This window comes from Acinetobacter sp. ACNIH3 (assembly GCF_002918965.1).
In the GTDB taxonomy this organism is placed as follows: Bacteria; Pseudomonadota; Gammaproteobacteria; order Pseudomonadales; family Moraxellaceae; genus Acinetobacter; species Acinetobacter schindleri.
On sequence record NZ_PQLP01000050.1, the window covers coordinates 1 to 17904 of the forward strand.

At 41.7% G+C, this 17904-nt stretch carries 13 protein-coding genes, 1 rRNA gene and 2 pseudogenes; 7 read left to right on the forward strand and 9 right to left on the reverse strand.

The features are described from left to right. Window positions 1-214: 214 nt before the first annotated feature. Together C3420_RS14325 and C3420_RS14330 are read right to left on the reverse strand one after the other, a co-directional pair. Window positions 215-1378, reverse strand: a complete 1164-nt coding sequence (locus C3420_RS14325; RefSeq protein ID WP_048880938.1) for a zinc-dependent alcohol dehydrogenase — start codon at window positions 1376-1378, stop codon at window positions 215-217. 331 nt (window positions 1379-1709) lie between these two features. Next, window positions 1710-3653 carry an ATP-binding cassette domain-containing protein gene (locus C3420_RS14330; RefSeq protein ID WP_048880937.1) on the reverse strand — a complete coding sequence of 648 codons (1944 nt, stop codon included), beginning with the start codon at window positions 3651-3653 and terminating at the stop codon, window positions 1710-1712. A 229-nt stretch (window positions 3654-3882) separates the two neighbouring features. On the opposite strand from C3420_RS14330, the pseudogene C3420_RS14335 reads away from it, so the two are divergent. From C3420_RS14335 to erpA, 4 genes and pseudogenes are all read left to right on the forward strand, one after another. Then, window positions 3883-4888: pseudogene (locus C3420_RS14335) on the forward strand (putative solute-binding protein). Between the two features lie 254 nt (window positions 4889-5142). Continuing rightward, window positions 5143-6153, forward strand: coding sequence for a putative solute-binding protein (locus C3420_RS14340; RefSeq protein ID WP_004814025.1), 1011 nt, complete (start codon window positions 5143-5145; stop codon window positions 6151-6153). Between the two features lie 226 nt (window positions 6154-6379). Next, on the forward strand, window positions 6380-7354 hold the full coding sequence (locus C3420_RS14345; protein WP_171249827.1) for a putative solute-binding protein: 975 nt from the start codon (window positions 6380-6382) through the stop codon (window positions 7352-7354). A 116-nt stretch (window positions 7355-7470) separates the two neighbouring features. Continuing rightward, window positions 7471-7806: an iron-sulfur cluster insertion protein ErpA gene (gene erpA / locus C3420_RS14350; RefSeq protein WP_004814030.1), complete on the forward strand. Its 336-nt coding sequence runs from the start codon at window positions 7471-7473 to the stop codon at window positions 7804-7806. A 75-nt stretch (window positions 7807-7881) separates the two neighbouring features. Here erpA and C3420_RS14355 read toward each other — a convergent pair whose 3' ends face one another. The 6 genes from C3420_RS14355 to C3420_RS14380 all read right to left on the reverse strand — a co-directional run bounded on the left by C3420_RS14355 (window position 7882) and on the right by C3420_RS14380 (window position 14561). After that, the gene (locus C3420_RS14355) at window positions 7882-8259 is read right to left on the reverse strand and encodes a hypothetical protein (protein WP_171058635.1); all 378 of its coding nucleotides are present in this window, start codon (window positions 8257-8259) and stop codon (window positions 7882-7884) included. A 104-nt stretch (window positions 8260-8363) separates the two neighbouring features. Then, entirely contained in the window at window positions 8364-9278 is a 915-nt protein-coding gene (locus tag C3420_RS14360) for a matrixin family metalloprotease (protein ID WP_048880935.1), read from the reverse strand. Window positions 9279-9347: 69 nt separating this feature from the next. After that, window positions 9348-10178, reverse strand: a complete 831-nt coding sequence (locus tag C3420_RS14365; protein ID WP_048880934.1) for an OXA-134 family carbapenem-hydrolyzing class D beta-lactamase OXA-360 — start codon at window positions 10176-10178, stop codon at window positions 9348-9350. A 151-nt stretch (window positions 10179-10329) separates the two neighbouring features. Then, on the reverse strand, window positions 10330-12270 hold the full coding sequence (gene dnaK, locus C3420_RS14370; RefSeq protein WP_048880933.1) for a molecular chaperone DnaK: 1941 nt from the start codon (window positions 12268-12270) through the stop codon (window positions 10330-10332). Window positions 12271-12425: 155 nt separating this feature from the next. Then, on the reverse strand, window positions 12426-12968 hold the full coding sequence (gene grpE, locus C3420_RS14375; RefSeq protein ID WP_004780371.1) for a nucleotide exchange factor GrpE: 543 nt from the start codon (window positions 12966-12968) through the stop codon (window positions 12426-12428). 1110 nt (window positions 12969-14078) lie between these two features. Then, complete coding sequence (locus C3420_RS14380; RefSeq protein WP_008305938.1) at window positions 14079-14561, reverse strand: hypothetical protein; 483 nt, start codon at window positions 14559-14561, stop codon at window positions 14079-14081. A gap of 206 nt (window positions 14562-14767) precedes the next feature. Between C3420_RS14380 and C3420_RS14385 the strand changes: the two genes are divergently transcribed. Beyond that, a complete protein-coding gene (locus C3420_RS14385) occupies window positions 14768-15838 on the forward strand; it encodes an alpha/beta hydrolase (protein ID WP_048880932.1) in 1071 nt (356 codons plus the stop codon). Window positions 15839-15907: 69 nt separating this feature from the next. Here C3420_RS14385 and C3420_RS14390 read toward each other — a convergent pair. After that, window positions 15908-16578: pseudogene (locus C3420_RS14390) on the reverse strand (acetoacetate decarboxylase family protein). Between the two features lie 104 nt (window positions 16579-16682). Here C3420_RS14390 and C3420_RS14395 point away from each other — a divergent pair. Together C3420_RS14395 and C3420_RS14400 are read left to right on the forward strand one after the other, a co-directional pair. Continuing rightward, on the forward strand, window positions 16683-17255 hold the full coding sequence (locus tag C3420_RS14395) for a peptidylprolyl isomerase (protein WP_048880930.1): 573 nt from the start codon (window positions 16683-16685) through the stop codon (window positions 17253-17255). A gap of 429 nt (window positions 17256-17684) precedes the next feature. Further along, window positions 17685-17904, forward strand: a 16S ribosomal RNA gene (locus tag C3420_RS14400); the annotation flags it as partial.

The following is a 17904-nucleotide window of genomic DNA, read 5'->3' on the forward strand; positions in this document are numbered from 1 at the left end:
GGTTTATTCTTTGGGTTGCTTTTCTAGATCAGTATTTATGTTCGGACTTGTCTGAGCTATTTTCTACAAGTTAAAAAGAGAAGTAAAAATTAAATAACTTCTGTTAAACAGAGTTTTTGATGAAGAAAATTGAAAAATAAAAACAGGTGATTTGATCTGTCTTGATTAAAGAATAAAAAGCGCCTAGAAGGCGCTTTTTATTTTTTTAGTACATTTACGGTGTCAGAATGACTTTACGACAGTCTTCTTCCTTCTTATCAAAAATACGGTAACCTTCCGCAGCATCTTCCAGTTTCATGCGATGGGTAATAATCACATCTGGAGACAGATCTCCATTTTCAATATGTTCGAGCAACTGCGGCAAGTATTTATGCACATGGGTTTGTCCCATTTTAAAAGTCAAACCTTTGTCAAAGGCATCACCAAACAGGAAGCCATGAATTGGACCGGCATAAACCCCCGGTACACTCACCACACCGCCGCGTCGGACTGCTGCAATACATTGTCTGAGCGCTGAACCACTCGAACCTTCTAATTTCAGGTTGGTCATTACGGTTTCCAGAACACTACCTTTGGCTTCGAAACCAACGGCATCAATAACCGCGTCAACACCACGATAACCTGCTGTATTTTGAATAATAAATTCAGCTGCATCGACTTCATCAAAGTTGACCGGAATGACCCCATAGGTTTGATGAGCAAATCGCAAGCGATAAGGGTGATGGTCTACCATGAAGATCTGTTCGGCACCGAGCATTCGTGCACAAGCTGCAGATAACAGACCGACTGGACCTGCACCATAAATCGCCACTGTAGAACCATGGGTGACTTGAGCATTGGTTACCGCCTGCCAAGCTGTTGGCAAAATATCGGTCAGGAATAATACCTTTTCATCAGGTAGGGACCCGGGAACCTTAAACGGTCCGACATTGCCTTTGGGAATTCGCACATATTCAGCCTGACCACCCGGAACACCACCATACAGATGGCTAAAGCCAAACAAGGCCGCTCCTGGTGGAATCTGTTTTTTATTCAGGATCGCACCACGACCCGTATTGGTATTTTCACAGGCAGCCATGAGTTCATGTTCACAGAAAAAACAGTGACCGCATGCAATGACAAAGGGAATGATCACCCGGTCACCTTTTTTGACTTCTGTCACTGCAGGGCCGACTTCTTCTACAACTCCCATAAATTCATGGCCGAAAATATCACCGTCTTCAGTGGCCGGGATTTTACCCCGGTATAGATGTAGATCTGAGCCACAGATAGCGGTGGCTGTCACCCTTAAAATAACGTCATCTGGTTCCTGAATCACTGGATCTGGAACAGATTCAACTCGTACATCCCGAGCACCATGATAGGTAAGAGCACGCATGCGGATTTCCTCTCTAGTTCAACATAAATAGTCTCAAATAAGGCTGCTGATTATTAAAAAGCCTTTTTATTAGAGCCTTATAACCTGACCTAAAGCTGTAAATTAATGTATGAAATAAGGAAGCCGAGTGTTTAAAAAATAAACTTATATAGTACTTGCGTAATTCACTACAAAATATGTCAAAAATCGAGTAAATGATTAACAAAGCTGAGAAGTGTAGGAAAATAGGTAAGAGAAAAGATTTACTAATAGCAGAGAAAATATAAACCCATAAAAAAAAGGATCAGTAACTGTAGTTACTGATCCTTGAAGCTTTAAATGAATATTAAAATTAACTTTCCTGGAAAGACTGTTCCAGTTCTTCTAATTCCATCATCAGTTCCAGCATCTGTTCTTCAGCAGTTTCCAGTTGTGCTTTCAGTTCAGTCTGCTCATTCATGAGCTTAAGCAATTCATCCTTACGCGCTGCATCATACAGACCAGTATCTGCCAGCTTTTCTTCAATTGCAGCGAGTTTTGGCTGCAACTTTCCGATCTGGCTTTCACATTTTTCAATATTTTTGCGAATCGGCCGAGTCTGCTCACGTTGGCGAGCAGCTTCCTTGCGTTGGGCTTCTTTATCCATTTTACTTGGTACAGGTTTCGCTTCAGCTTGCTGTGTTTTCACCACTTCAGCAGTTTTAGGCGCATTTTTTAATAATTCTGCACGTGCCTGACGTAACCACTCGGCATAAGCCACCAGATCGCCATCAAATTCAGTACATTTGCCGTTATGAACTAACAGCAGCTCATCACAGACACTGGCGATCAGCTGACGTTCATGCGAAACCAGCACGACAGCACCCTCGAAATCTTGTAGTGCCATCGTTAAAGCATGACGCATATCCAGGTCCAGATGGTTGGTTGGTTCATCCAGAATCAGCACGTTTGGACGTTGCCATACGATTAATGCAAGTGCTAAACGGGCGCGTTCACCGCCCGAGAAACTTTCACTTGGTGTATCCATGCGTTCGCCGCTAAAGCCGAAGCTGCCGAGGAAAGAACGCAAGCTGGCCTCACTGATTTTAGGGTCAGCAATACGTGCCAGCTGCAACATCGGACTGGCGCTGCCATCCAGTGCATCCATCTGGTGCTGGGCAAAGTAGCCAATATTTAACAATTCAGAGTCTTTACGAAGACCTTTAATTAAAGCTAAATCACCGACAAGAGATTTAATCAAAGTCGATTTACCAGCACCATTCATCCCCAGCAGACCAATACGGCTATTGGGAGTAATTTGCAGGGTAACATTACGCACAATCAGCTTGTCGCCATAACCGATATCGGCATTTTCCAGCTGTAGTAATGGTGAACTCATTTTGGTGGGTTCACGGAAGCTGAAAGTAAACGGCGTATCTACATGCGCAACGGAGAGTTCCTGCATACGCTCCAGCTGCTTGATTCGGCTCTGGGCCTGTTTTGCCTTGGTGGCTTTAGCCTTAAAACGGTCAATAAATTTTTGCAGATGGGCACGCACTTCAAGCTGCTTTTCATAGGCTTGTTGCTGCTGTGCCAGACGTTCGCTACGGGTACGCTCAAAAGTCGAGTAATTACCGGTATAAAGTGTCAGTTCCTGATTTTCGATATGTAAAATATGATCGGTAATGGCATCCAGGAAATCGCGGTCATGTGAAATCAGGACCAAGGTGCCTTCATAGGCTTTGAGCCAATCTTCTAGCCAAAGAATCGCATCTAAATCTAAATGGTTGGTCGGTTCATCCAGTAATAACAGATCAGAACGGCTCATCAAGGTACGCGCCAGATTCAGACGCATACGCCATCCCCCCGAAAAACTGGCAACATCCAGCTCGGATTGATAATCCATAAAGCCCAAACCTGCCATCAGCTGTGAAGCCTTAGAGGGTGCCACATAACCGGAAATTTCGTCAAAGCGGCCATATAGGCGTGCCAGTTCAGCATCATCCAGCTGTTCAGGATGATTCAGCTTTTGTTGGATATCCCAGTATTCCTCATCACCGGACAGGACAAAATCAATCGCCTTCATATTCAAGGCTTTGATTTCCTGGGCCATATGCGCCACAGTCCAGACTGCAGGACGGGTCAGGGAACCACTGTCAGACTCAATCCCACCCAAGAGTGCTGAAAATAGGGTCGACTTGCCGGCTCCATTGACACCGGTCAGGCCAATTTTCCATCCAGGATGCAATTGCATGGAGGCTTTCTGGAAAAGGATGCGTCCACCGCGGCGTATGGTTAACTGATCTAACTGAATCATGGAACTGTACTGACATTCGACAAGAAGAATGGCGCTATTCTAAAGGAAAGCCCATCAAAATAAAAAAATCTTGCTGGAGAATTCACAGGATCCTGCACTTCATCCATAACATAGATTCATATTTTTGAATCTATGTTTAAATAGAACAGGTATTTTTAATGACAAACAAGATGATATTGAAATATAAATTTCAGTAAAAAATAACCAAGAATAAATAGAGTAGAGCAAAATGAAAAAAGGATCTTTGATTTTAGCAGCCTTGACTGTACTTGCCTCAAATATGAGTTTTGCCGAGGTAGATATCTGCGTCTTTGATTTATTGGGCAAATCTGGTGAATCTTACAAGTTACTAGAAGAATGGCAGTTAGTGAGCAAGCAATGGGGGACTGAAGTACAACTGCTTGCTTATCAGGATGAAGCCAAAGTCGATCAGGACTTTAAAGCAGGCAAATGTGATGGACTGTTTATGACCTCCATGCGTGCCCGGGCCTATAACAAATTTGCCGGTTCAATTGATGCTATTGGTGGTGTGCCTAGCAATGATATCGCCATGAAAGCCATTAGCTATGTACTAGATCAGCGTAATGCCAAACGTCTGGTGTCTACCCATTGGCAAAGACAAGTATGAAGTTGCCGGAATTGTGCAAATTGGTACGGCATATATTTTTGTACGGGATCGTGCCATAAACAAGATTGAACAGGTTAAAGATAAGAAATTTGCAGTTTTGCATTATGACTATGCACAAAAAGTCATGGTAAACAGGATTGAAGCTGTGCCAGTTATGTCGGAAATTTCTAATTTTATTCGCCGTTTTAATCAGGGCGAAGTCGATATTGTGGCTGCCCCTGCTTATGCTTTTAAGCCGCTAGAACTGTCTAAGGGCTTGGGGAGTAAAGGTGCAATGATCAAGTTTCCTGTAGTAAATGTGACGGCAGATTTAATTATTCGGCCAAATAAATTTCCGGACAAGTTTGCAGCACAATCACGTGCCTGGTTCATTAAACAGTTACCGAAAACCATTGCTACTGTTAAACGTATGGAAGCAGAAATTCCAGCTAAATATACGCTAAATTTAAGTCGTGAGGACTATACCAGTTACCAGAAAATTCTCCGAGATGGCCGGATTGATCTGACTAATCAGGGCATCTATGACCCAAATATGATGCGGGTATTGAAACGTGCGCGTTGTACGGTAGAACGTACCAATTTTGAATGCTCATTAGGCGGAGAATAGTGCTCTAATGTATTTGTTTGTAAATTGAATTAAAAAAATGTAAGTTTTTAGGATTTTAAATAAATTGCTAAAAAATTGATATCTATGGACTTCCTTATATCTAAAATGTGAATACGGGACACATTTTGATAATAGGGGACAAACTCCCTAAATATAATGGAGTAAATACTCTATTTTTTTTAAAGAAACTTGCTAATATTTGTCACAAGTATGGAAACTCCATCGAAGAACAAGATTTTGCAAGGATTATTAGAATGAAAAAAACACTTCTAGCATTGGCGGCGTTTTCTGCCGTTAGTTTCGCAGGTACAGCACAAGCGAAAAAAGTCGATATCTGTGTTTTCGACTTACTGGGCAAATCTGGTGAGTCTTTCCAGATGGCTCAGGAATGGGCACTGGCAGCAAAATCATGGGGGGCAGAAATTAATCTGATTGCCCGTCAGGATGAAGCAGTTGCAGATAATGATTTTAAAGCAGGTAAATGTGACGGCGTATTTATGACGGCGATGCGTGCACGTCAATACAATAAATTTGCTGGCTCTATTGATGCGCTAGGCGGCGTGCCAAGCAATGCGATTGCACAGCGTGCCATTACCTTTGCTTTGGATAAACGTAATGCTGCCAAGATGGTCAGTAATTTAGGCGGCAAAAAATATGAAATTGCCGGTATTGCACCACTGGGCTCGGCTTTTATCTTTGTGCGTGACAAAAACATCAACTCGATTGAAAAAGCCGCCGGTAAAAAGTTTGCTGTACTGGGCTATGACGATGCACAAAAAATCATGGTGCAGCGTGTAGGTGCCCAGGCAGTCGTGTCTGATGTATCCAACTTTGTGGCCAAGTTTAATAATGGTCAGGTAGATATGGTAGGTGCACCTGCTTATGCTTATAAGCCGCTAGAAATCTATAAAGGCTTGGGCAATAGTGGCGCGATGTTTAACTTCCCGGTGCTGCATGTCACTTCAGACTTTGTGATCCGTCCTGAAAGCTTCCCGGCAGGTTTTGGACAGAAATCACGTGATTGGTTTGTTAAGAACTTGCCAAAGAGCATGGCGATGATTAACCGTTTAGAAGCCGGTATTCCAGCCAAATATAAAATGAACCTGAGTGCAGAAGACAAGACCAAATATCAAAAAATGCTTCGTGACGGCCGTATGGATATGACCAAGCGGGGAATTTATGATGCTTCTATGATGAGTGTACTGAAACGTGCCCGTTGTTCTGTCGATAAGGCAAACTTCGAATGTTCACTGCCGGGTGAATAAACTGATTTTAAAAGGAAAAAAGCCTGGAAAATTCCAGGCTTTCTTTATGTTAAGGCAGGCAACTTTGCCATTGCCTGCGACTTGAAAATGATTAGAATGAATATCAGTCATGCTGTCATCTTTCTCATAAAAACAATGATATGCAGCAGTCCTGAGAAAACAAAAACAATTTTTTAAGGAATAAAATATGAAAACTTGGTTGAAGGTGTTCGCACTTGGTACAGGCATGGTCGCAGCGTCCGGTACAGTACAGGCGAAGCAAATCATCTGTGTATTTGATTTGGTCGGTAAGAATGGCGATGTGTACGCTGTGATGAAAGATTATCAGCTGGCTGCAAAAAACTGGGGTGCAAATATTGAGCTGCGGGTAAATACTAATGAAGCTGTGGTTGCAGAAGACTTTAAAGCCGGAAAATGTGATGGTATTAGCGTCACAGGGATGCGCGGACGCCAGTTCAATAATTTTACCGGTTCACTGGATGCTATTGGTGCGATCCCAGATCTGAATCTGGCGGTTAAAGTAATGCAAGGACTGGCAAGCAAGACTTTTGCCAAACATATGTTACAAGGCAAATATGAAGTCGCCGGAGTCATTCCAGTGGGTGATGCTTTCCTGCTGGTCAATGACCGCAGTATTAATACCGTAGCTAAAGCAGCAGGCAAAAAAATTGCTGTGCTGGATTATGACGAAGCGCAAAAAATCATGGTGCAACAGGTAGGTGCACAGGCGGTCAGCGCTGATGTCACCAACTTCGGTGCCAAGTTTAACAATGGTCAGGTTGATATCATTGGCGCACCTGCTGCCGTATTCAAACCCTTAGAATTGCATAAAGGTCTAGGTAGCAAAGGTGCGATTGTGAATTATCCGATTTTACAGGTGACAGGTAATATCATTATCCGTCCAGATAAATTCCCGGCAGGTTTTGGGCAAAAATCACGTGAATGGGTGAAAGGGGAGTTGCCACGCGCTTTCGGAATTTTAGGTAAAATGAAAGCTGATATTCCCTCTAAATACTGGATGGATATTCCAGCAGCAGACAAACCCGGTTATCAGAAAATGATGCGTGAAGCGCGGATTGATCTGACGAAGCGCGGTATTTATGACAAACGTATGATGAAGCTGTTATGGCAGTTCCGCTGTAAGCAGGACCCGAAAAACTTTGAGTGTGCACTACAGGATGAAAATTATAAACAATCCTGATAAATTTACTCTGATTAAGCTTTAATTTACAAAGACTGACCATATATTGAGTATGCTATACTTGAAATATGGTCTTTTCTTTTTAAAGATGTCCGAACCGAACAGAGGAATCCATCATGAATGCTCAAGCACTTGTGCTGACTGACAATGCTGCCAATAAAGTACGCCAATTGCGTGACAGTGAAGGTAACCAAGATCTTATGCTGCGTGTCTATGTGACTGGTGGCGGCTGTTCAGGTTTCTCTTATGGCTTCAACTTTGCTGAAAGCCAGAATGAAGATGATGCAGAATTTATTAACGGCGATGTGAAGATGCTGGTCGACTCACTTAGCTACCAGTATTTAGTAGGTTCAGTCGTTGACTATATTGAAGGGCTGGAAGGTTCACGCTTTGTGGTACAAAACCCGAATGCTACGACTACATGTGGCTGTGGTTCATCTTTCTCGATCTAAACATGATTTGAGATTTAGGCCATAGAAATCAAAAAGTCCTCATCATGAGGACTTTTTTATACGCTATTTTTATAGTTAAGCCTCAAGTTTCACCGCCTCAAGCAGGTCAAAGATCACGGTTGTCACATCCTGACTCAGCTCACGATTATTAAAAATCTCATAAGCTGTGATAGTAATGTCGGTATCACTTGGTAACAGCTTTTGTTCTTCTTCAATCAGGTCATTGATCGGCAATAGAGTCTGTTTTACTTGCAAATGTAGAATGTCTTGATAGGCAATATTTTCATCCTCAAGTTCAATCAGCTGCTCATTGAAATAAGGGAGCAAAATCGCATGTAAATAAGGCTGAAGTTCTACAATATCAAAGATTTCGATATCACGAGTTTCATCAATTGTGCTGATATGATCATTAGCTTCAATCAGGATATGGTAATAACTCATGCCGATCTCCACAGAGGGCTTTAGTGAATGATAGATGCTCACAATAACATGAAATCATCAACTATGGTCGTTCAAAAAGATAATAAAGACATAAAAATTATAAGGGATTAGATCGCTTAAGATTTGCGTGTATACAGCAAAGTCTTGTCTGCCGGGCGCAGTTCAAAATTTTCCAGCTTCTGTTCACCCAGTACCGGATACATCAGTGCTTCAGGATCGCCATGATGCAATAAACCCAAGGCATGACCCAGCTCATGTGCCAGTGTTAGACGCAAGTCATCTTGCGCATCAAACTGATAGATATGGATTTCATCACCTTTAAAAATCCCTTTATGGAACTGGCGTGGCGGAAAGCGCTGCTGTGCCTGATTAATATTATTGTGGTGAGACTGAACACTGCTTTGGTAGGCAGAAACCTGAGTATTAAAAGATAATTGTTGTTGCTGCAGATATTCCGCTTCACGCTGGAAACGTTCTGACCTGAATTGAAGCTCGTTAAATTCCTGTTGCAACTGCTGACGTTGATGAGCAGAAAGTCCTGGCTGATTGCGCCGTAGCATGAGTTGCTCGAACTGGAGTTGTAGCAGATTGCGCTGCTCTAACAGCTGACGCTGTTGCTGATCCAGATGATTTCGGGAAGCAGTCAGGTTTTCTGCCTGACGTTGATATTGGGCTTCATCGCGAAGTAATTTCTGTGTGGTTTTTTTCAGCGCGTCATATTCCTGCTGGCGGTGATCATAAATCAGCTTAATGCTGAGCTGCGCATTTTCATCATAGACCATCAGGTCATCACGGCCAGTACCACGATGCCAGATTTCAATAGCTTCTTGTGCCAGTTGAATCACTTCTTCACGAGTTAGTCCAAAACCCGGGTTGACCTGATCCACCTTAAAGCGTAAGCGCGTATCAAAAGGATGGGTGAGTCGGTCAGTCAGAGAGTTGAATTTTAGCTGCGGATGAGACTGGGTCTGTAGATGCAGAAAACCTGCAACTAGTAATACCACTACGACTAGACAGAGCAAAAGACGCATATTTTTTATTTAAATATTTATTTTTAAAAATATAGCTTAAATTTGGTATTTTTCCCATGCCTATTTACGTTACCCTTCAGCTTTGGGATAAAGCCCTAATTCGGCCAAGGCCTGCTGCAAAATTTTAAGGCGGATCGCCGGATCCATATTACTTTGCATCTGCATATTCAGTGAAAATGCCACAATTTCGTCCTGAGGTGTTTCGATCCAGCCGGTGAGCCAGCCGACTTGCGGCTCCACATCCATACCCCAACCAGATTTGGCATATAGTCGATAAGCTTGTCGCTCCTGTAACAGTAACATGGTTTTAACTTGCTGCTGAAACCGAGGATCAAAGGCAAGTTGCTCTTGAGCAAGCGCAGAGGCAAATTTGACTTCCTGTTTTGGAGTAACTTTCAAAGGTCCGACCAACCAGAAGTTGTCGATATGCTGACCAATCTGCTGATTACCAAATTGGATGCGTTGCACTTCCTGTTGCATTAATTCCAGACCAATGCGACGTGCCAGTTCCTGATAGACCGGTACAGCAGAAGCTTGCATGGCTTGGCCGAGAGTCATGTCTTTTTCCCAGGCTGCAAAACTGCGCTTCTTGCGATCCCATTTAAAAATTTCATTGGTCGTAGCTTTACCATGTTGCAGGCCAATCAGAGCATTAAGCATTTTAAAGGTTGAAGCAGGAACATATTCGGTATGTGCACGACTCAACTCATTGCCATAGACTTGTAGATGTGGACCCCGTTGAATTACTAAAACGCCAGAGCTTTGTGCCTGATCAAATAACTTTACAATAGCTTGAATAGATTGAGTTGAAGTGATTTGAGAGGGCGAATTTGAAACAGCGAAGCTACAGGCTGTCAGGCTCAAGCAACTGAGTAAAGGCAACAAAATAAGAATTTTCATAAGTTCAGGATATTTTAATATTTGATTTAACTTAAACAGCTTTGCCTGAAAATATGATCCAATTTTGGTAATTTTCCATTTATTCCTTCAAGTCTAGGCATAAAAAAAACCGCGCTTTCGCGCGGTCTTTTTTTAAGTTTAAGCTGACAAATTATTTTTTATCATCTTTCACTTCAGTGAACTCAGCATCTACAACGCCGTCATCCGCTTTTTGTTGTTGACCTTCACCACTCTGGAAAGCATTTGGATCAAAACCTTGCGCACCGCCTTGGCCTTGAGCTGCTTCATAAGCACGTTGCGTGATCGGCATGATGATGTTTTGCAGCGCTTCAGTTTTCGCTTTGATCGCTTCTACATCATTTTCTTTAGTTGATGCTTCTAACTCAGACACTGCAGTTTCGATTGCAGTTTTTTCGTCAGCAGTCACTTGTTCACCAAGATCTTTCACTGCTTTTTGAGCAGAAGAAACCAGGGCATCCGCTTCGTTACGTGCTTTAGCCAGCTCTTCAAACTTACGGTCTTCTTCAGCATTCGCTTCAGCATCTTTGATCATTGCTTCGATTTCAGCATCAGACAAACCTGAGTTTGCTTTGATCTGGATAGATTGCTCTTTACCAGTGCTCTTGTCTTTCGCAGATACTTTCAAGATACCATCGGCGTTGATGTCGAACGATACTTCAATTTGTGGCACACCACGTGGAGCTGGTGGGATGTCACCTAACTGGAAATTACCCAACAGTTTGTTTTGCTGCGCCATTTTACGTTCACCTTGGTAAACCGAAATGTCTACAGCAGGCTGGTTGTCCGCAGCAGTTGAGAACACTTGCGATTTTTTCGCAGGAATCGTGGTGTTTTTCTCGATGATTGGAGTCAACACGCCGCCCATGGTTTCAATACCAAGTGTTAAAGGCGTTACATCCAGCAGAAGTACGTCAGTTTTGTCGCCAGACAATACCGCACCTTGAATCGCAGCACCTATTGCGACTGCTTCGTCCGGGTTCACGTCTTTACGTGGCTCACGACCGAAGAATTCTTGTACTTTTTGTTGTACAAGTGGCATACGAGACTGACCACCTACCAAAATTACGTCAGAGATGTCAGAAGTCGAAAGACCAGCATCTTTAAGTGCAATACGGCAAGGCTCAATCGTACGCGCAACCAGGTCAGCAACCAAACCTTCAAGTTTTGCACGAGTAACATTGATCACTAAGTGTTTAGGACCAGTCGCATCTGCAGTGATGTATGGAAGGTTGATTTCAGTTGCGTTAGAAGAAGAAAGCTCGATTTTTGCTTTTTCAGCAGCTTCTTTCAGACGTTGTAACGCAAGTGGATCGTTTTTCAGATTCACATTTTGTTCTTTCTTGAACTCTTCAACCAGATAGTCGATCAATGCGTTATCGAAGTCTTCACCACCCAGGAATGTATCACCGTTGGTAGATAACACTTCGATTTGCTGGTCGCCATCAAGGTCAGCAATTTCAATGATTGATACGTCGAAAGTACCACCACCCAAGTCGTATACAGCAACTTTACGGTCGCCTTCTTTCTTGTCCATACCGAACGCAAGTGCAGCAGCAGTTGGTTCGTTGATGATACGTTTAACTTCTAAGCCTGCAATTCGGCCTGCATCTTTAGTAGCCTGACGTTGCGCATCATTGAAGTAAGCAGGAACAGTAATCACCGCTTCAGTCACTGTTTCACCCAGATAGTCTTCTGCAGTTTTCTTCATTTTTTTCAGAACTTCTGCAGAGATCTGTTGTGGTGCAAGTTTCTTGTCGTTTACTTCAACCCAAGCATCGCCATTGTCAGCTTTCAGGATTTTGTAAGGAACCAGACCGATATCTTTTTGTACTGCCTGGTCTTCATAACGACGACCGATCAGACGTTTGATCGCGAATAATGTATTTTTAGGATTCGTTACCGCTTGGCGTTTAGCTGATTGACCCACCAGAATTTCACCATCTTTGTACGCAATAATAGATGGAGTTGTACGTGCGCCTTCAGCGTTTTCGATAACTTTAACTTTGTCGCCTTCAAGTACTGCAACACATGAGTTTGTAGTACCTAAGTCAATACCAATGATTTTAGCCATTTGGATGTTTCCTCAAAAATTCTTTTATTCCCAAATTGTTTCCCTTATCAAAGGGAAATTAAAAGGGATTTACTTGTTATCGGATATGAGAGCCGTTCAATTTTTTTCAAGTAAATTTTTAGAAAAAATTTCACAAACTCCCGAATTTATTTAGCTTAAGCGCCAACCATAACCATTGCAGGACGTAATAAACGGCCGTTCAGGGCATAGCCTTTTTGCAAGACTGTACCGATCTCATTGGCTTTGGCATCTGGTGCAATACCAACTGCCTGATGTAACTCGGCATTAAAACCATTCTCGGTATCAACTACGACCACACCAAATTTTTCTAATGTTGTCAGTAAACCTTTTAAAGTTAGTTCTACGCCTTCCCGTAACGGGCCTTGTTCTTCACCCGCAGCGAGAATTGCACGTTCCAGGTTATCTACAGTTTCTAACAGCTCTTTAGAGAACTTTTCCAAAACAGTATCTTTATGCTTTTCTGATTCGCGCTGAATGCGTTCTACACTTTTTTGTGCCTCATATACGGCATTTGCAGTACGTGCTTTTTCCAGTTTTAAATCGCCTTCAAGCTGGGCGATTTGTTCCTGTAAAGACTCAACGGTAACTTCAGCTTGTTCAGGTTCAGCTTGAGCTGTTTGTTGTTCCGTTTGCTCTTGCTCAAGTTCTTGAGCTTGATCGTTTTGCTCAGTCGCCATTGATTTACTCCGTTTAAATGGGTTCTTAAACATGTACAGTCCTTCGGTATCAGTGCTAACTGTGTGAATGCTGAACTGCCATGATTTGGGAAGTTCTTAATTACATAAAGAAGTCGGGGCTGGGCTTCAAAATTCAAGCGAAATGAGTGATTAATTTTAAGATTTATTGCAAAAGTCCGTATTTCTGTTGTTCCAAACTGGATTGAAATGAGAAAAAGCAGACAATTTCTCTGTTTTGAAGATAAAAACCTCAGAATTTTTAGTTAGTTTTGATCTTAGTAATTAGATGAGAGATGAATGTATAAGTACTTAAATTAGTTTTTAGAAAATAAATCATTCATTAAAATAATGTTTTTAATCAGAAAAATTTTTAATCGTATTTTTAGATATAAATAATAATATTTATCTGTTTTAAAAATTAAATCAAAAGCACCATCATAGCTTTATCAACAGTGACCTGGTTCAGAAGGAGAGAGCCGAACTAGGTTACTGTTCCTGATTCGTTTTACCCTTTTATAGCTGAATACCCCAAGACTCAGCTATTTTTTTGCCTGAATGTTTATGTTGACTGTTTTTTAGACATAAAAGCGATTAATAACTAAGCAATAAAGTATTTCACAAAAAATGATCAACTTCGTATTATTCGTTTCAGATTCTATCGCTGTAGTTTCTTCTTATTTTGAAATGTGTTTTTCAAGCTTATCCTCTCTAGATAAGCTTTTTTTTTGCGTAAAATTTATTAATTTTCTTCTCACATTCTAGTGATCAGTCACTTATAGAAAAGCTGTAAATTAAAGCCTACAAGGATTCAGGACAATATCTACTTTGTTAGATACTCGAATCAGCCTAATATTGATTTATCGAGAACAGGAAGTTCTTAAAAATTTGCTGAGAAGCATATAAACGAGAGGATGTTCGTTTAAACACAACCCTATAAAACCCCTGAAGAAATACGCTTCAGGGGTTTTATTCTATAATAGCTATCTAACATCTATTTCTGTTCATAAAGACATTAAAAAAAGCCCGAGATCGGGCTTTTTTATAGATGAAACTTATCTGGATCAGTGGCCGTTTAAGTCGCTTTCAACTTTTTAGATTAATCTTACTATTCTAGCGACGTGATTCCTGCCAGCGTTTGACACGTTCATTTCGGTTCTGTTCAGCTTTACGTCGTTGCTGCTGTTCAGCTGCTCGGCGACGTGTATCTGTCTGCTGTCCACGCTTTTTACGCTCTGCCTCGGCTCGGTTTCTAGCCGCTTGGCTGCTACTGATTTTTTTGCGTTGCTGTTCAATACGCTGGCGTTCCTGCTGACGTCTGTGATCCAACTCAATCTGTTTTCTACGTTGATCATTTAACTGGCGTCGCTGTTGCTCTAGTCGCTGACGTTCCAGTTCAGTTCGGCGACGTTCCTGCTGTAAACGTCGTTGCTGTTCATATTCCCAACGCTGCCGATCATAACGGTAATCGCGGTCATAGCGATAGTCATAAGCTCTATTATAACGTCCGTCATAATAGTCATCTTCAGGGAATGCGACACAACCTACAGCCAATAAGCTCGTCGCAATTGATACGAATATCAGTTTTCTAGCCATAGGTGAGCACTCCTTGTTAAGGTCAATCCTACAATTTATGCCTCAACAGCAGCTTAAATTGTCAATGACAGGGGGATAAAATGAGATTAGCTTATTGATCTGCCTAAATTTGTATGTCGATGTGGGCACTTATATAAGAATATGGTCAAAATACACCCTGATCATGTAGAAAATATGAAGAATTAAGCGAATAAGGATGGGAAGCTATGGTGATATCGAGTCAGCAATTACAAGCCATGATGGAGAAGGGTCAAGGGGTGGCAGCGCGTCTGCTGGACCGATTACCTAAAATTGCTCAGGAAAGAATAGTCAGAAGTCTGGATTATCCTTACCACTATCCTGAACTGGATCCCTTTATAAAATGTCTGATGGCTGTGCAGTTAAAACAGGGCAAAACTGGAATAGTCAGAGAAGATATCGCGCAGTCACGTATTTTCTTTGAACAGAGCATGCAATTGCTAAAATCCAAACCGACTGCTATTCGCCAGGTTGAAGATATCCAGTTACCCTTGCATAGTGGCATTGTACAAGCACGTCACTATCACCCGGCTCCAGCTAAAAAGTTGCCTTTAATTATATTTTATCATGGCGGAGGCTTCCTGATTGGCAGTTTGGATACACATGATGAATATTGTCGTTTATTGGCCCAACACGCGCATGCCCAAGTATTAAGTGTCGCTTATCCTTTGGCGCCAGAACATCATCCTTCACAAATTGTTCAAGTTTGCGAAGATGCACTGGCTTGGGCGCATCAACACAGCCAGCAGCTCAGAATTCTAAAAAAACGCATTGCAGTCGCAGGAGACAGTGCGGGTGGCAATCTGGCAGCAGTCGTAGCTCAGCGCAGTGCAGACAAGGTTTATGTACCTCAGGCTCAGTTATTACTTTATCCAGCCATGGACTTTAAAAGCCGTCATCCTTCCTATTTTGCTTATAAAGATGGTCTGGTACTCACTGATGGTGATATCGAACTGGTGACTTATCATTATGTGGAACGACATGAAATTGCATTGGATGATCCACTCATTTCACCGACCTATGGCAACCTGAAAAATTTACCGCCGGCTTATCTGATTACTGCTGGTCATGATGTGTTGCATGATGAAGGGGCTATTTATGCACATAAGCTGCGTCAGCATGGAACGAAAGTGCATTATCATGATTATACCGATCAGACGCATGGCTTTATTAATCTGACCAGTATTTCAAGACGCGCCAAAAAGAATGTAATTGAAATGAGTAAACACTTCCGTAAGTTCTGGGATAAGCATAGTTAAAAATAGCTCTCTGTATAGAGAGTAATAAATCAAATCTCAATTAAGGTGTTTCACGTGAAACACCAGTTTTTACTTTTTATGTACCTTGGCTTCAGGAAAGACCAGATTGAATTTAGGTACATAAAAGCTTTGTATATATTTAGCGCGGGAAAAATCCGGGAAAATTGATTGAGTATTTTGCCACTCTACCTGAGCGAGTTTGGATAGATAGCCTCGGAATTGCGGGCTAAACTGATAATGTGACGATTTCCAGGTTTGTCGAATCTTTAACATGGATGTTGGAAGATGATGACTATTTAAATAGAAGGAACGTGATGATTTAGATTTCTTCAGACGAACAGTCATGTTTTGCCCTTGATGAGTGATTCGGCAAATTACTTCCTGTCCTTGTTCCTGCCATTCAAATTCTGCGTATTCCTTCGGTATCCCCCATAAGTGTTGACCGTGAACAATAGATTCATGCGTAGAAACATAAATCTTTGGAATAGTAGACAGACGTCTTCGACTTATTAAAGGATGGTCCATAATCATAGCTCGTCATAAGGACCTACAGGAGAATGGTGATAACGTACCAGCATAACTTGTACAACACGACCCAGCGGAGAAGGGGCAATTCCAAAATTCCGAGATTCACGGATAAAGTGCGGTGTAATCCAATAATTCAAAATAAAACCCTCTCCCTGTAAATGCCAGGGAGGAAACTGATGAATATTTTTCTCCTGCAAACGGTGCACGTTCATTCTTATTCTCTTGTAATTGGTCGGTTAGGGTAATGCATTAATGGGTATCAAAGATTAATATAGCTTGATTCTCAACCCTTACTTCTGAGTAGATGAGTTAAAAAATGTTAAAAAAACCATTATATGCAATAGCTTTAACAGCTTTAGCTTTACCAGCACTGGCGGCCAATTCCATAATTGAAATGAAAACTTCTATGGGGAATATCGAAATTGAGCTTTATAATGATAAAGCACCGATCTCTGCCAAAAACTTTGAAGACTATGTAAAAGACAACTTCTATAAAGGCACCATTTTTCACCGGGTTATTCCAGGTTTTATGGTACAGGGGGGCGGCTTTGATGCGAATATGGTGGAAAAGCCAAATAATAAGTCAACTATTAAGAATGAATCTTATAATGGTTTAAGCAATACACGTGGCACTTTAGCTATGGCCCGTATGAATCAGCCAGATTCAGCCCGTTCCCAGTTCTTTGTGAACCTGGTCGATAATAACTTTTTGAACCGTTCTCCTATGAATGCGGGTTATGCAGTATTTGGTAAAGTAACTAAAGGCATGGATGTGGTTGATAAAATTGCTGGTGTTACGACTGCCAACTATGGAATGCATCAAAATGTGCCACTAAAACCAGTTATTATTAATAGTGTGAGCATTAAAACAGCAAGCCCGCAAAAATAAGTAAAAAATGATGTAGAAATATTTTAAGGTTATTTTTATTTTATAATCATGTGGTTATGTGAATAATAGAATAAAAATGATCCATATTGGTGCATAAAAATAGTACACTCGTGATTTGTGTCAGTGAAAAGCACTTGCACGTGTAGGAAATTGCCCTATAATGCACCCATACCGACGAGATACACGGTGATGAACGAAGCGAGATGCTGAGTTATCCGGTGTTTTGAGTCCAGCTTCTGGCACTGACGAGGTGTTAGAAAGATCATTAAGAGATTATGAAGAACAACTTGTGTGGATTTTTACTGGTTGATTGATCGAAATTATTTTCATTGATTGAATGGTAGAAATTACTCGAAGTTTATTTGAGAAATTGATGTCAGAAAATTGATGAGCCAGATTTGGTGTTTTGAATAAAGCACTATTGATTTTAAACTGAAGAGTTTGATCATGGCTCAGATTGAACGCTGGCGGCAGGCTTAACACATGCAAGTCGAGCGGGGGAGGTTGCTTCGGTAACTGACCTAGCGGCGGACGGGTGAGTAATGCTTAGGAATCTGCCTATTAGTGGGGGACAACATTCCGAAAGGAATGCTAATACCGCATACGCCCTACGGGGGAAAGCAGGGGATCTTCGGACCTTGCGCTAATA

Coding starts and splice junctions, on each gene's coding strand:
- C3420_RS14325 (WP_048880938.1), bottom strand. CDS start 1,378: ATGCGTGCTCTTACCTATCATGGTGCTCGGGATGTACGAGTTGAATCT.
- C3420_RS14330 (WP_048880937.1), bottom strand. CDS start 3,653: ATGATTCAGTTAGATCAGTTAACCATACGCCGCGGTGGACGCATCCTT.
- C3420_RS14340 (WP_004814025.1), top strand. CDS start 5,143: ATGAAAAAAACACTTCTAGCATTGGCGGCGTTTTCTGCCGTTAGTTTC.
- C3420_RS14345 (WP_171249827.1), top strand. CDS start 6,380: ATGGTCGCAGCGTCCGGTACAGTACAGGCGAAGCAAATCATCTGTGTA.
- erpA (WP_004814030.1), top strand. CDS start 7,471: ATGAATGCTCAAGCACTTGTGCTGACTGACAATGCTGCCAATAAAGTA.
- C3420_RS14360 (WP_048880935.1), bottom strand. CDS start 9,278: ATGCGTCTTTTGCTCTGTCTAGTCGTAGTGGTATTACTAGTTGCAGGT.
- C3420_RS14365 (WP_048880934.1), bottom strand. CDS start 10,178: ATGAAAATTCTTATTTTGTTGCCTTTACTCAGTTGCTTGAGCCTGACA.
- dnaK (WP_048880933.1), bottom strand. CDS start 12,270: ATGGCTAAAATCATTGGTATTGACTTAGGTACTACAAACTCATGTGTT.
- grpE (WP_004780371.1), bottom strand. CDS start 12,968: ATGGCGACTGAGCAAAACGATCAAGCTCAAGAACTTGAGCAAGAGCAA.
- C3420_RS14380 (WP_008305938.1), bottom strand. CDS start 14,561: ATGGCTAGAAAACTGATATTCGTATCAATTGCGACGAGCTTATTGGCT.
- C3420_RS14385 (WP_048880932.1), top strand. CDS start 14,768: ATGGTGATATCGAGTCAGCAATTACAAGCCATGATGGAGAAGGGTCAA.
- C3420_RS14395 (WP_048880930.1), top strand. CDS start 16,683: ATGTTAAAAAAACCATTATATGCAATAGCTTTAACAGCTTTAGCTTTA.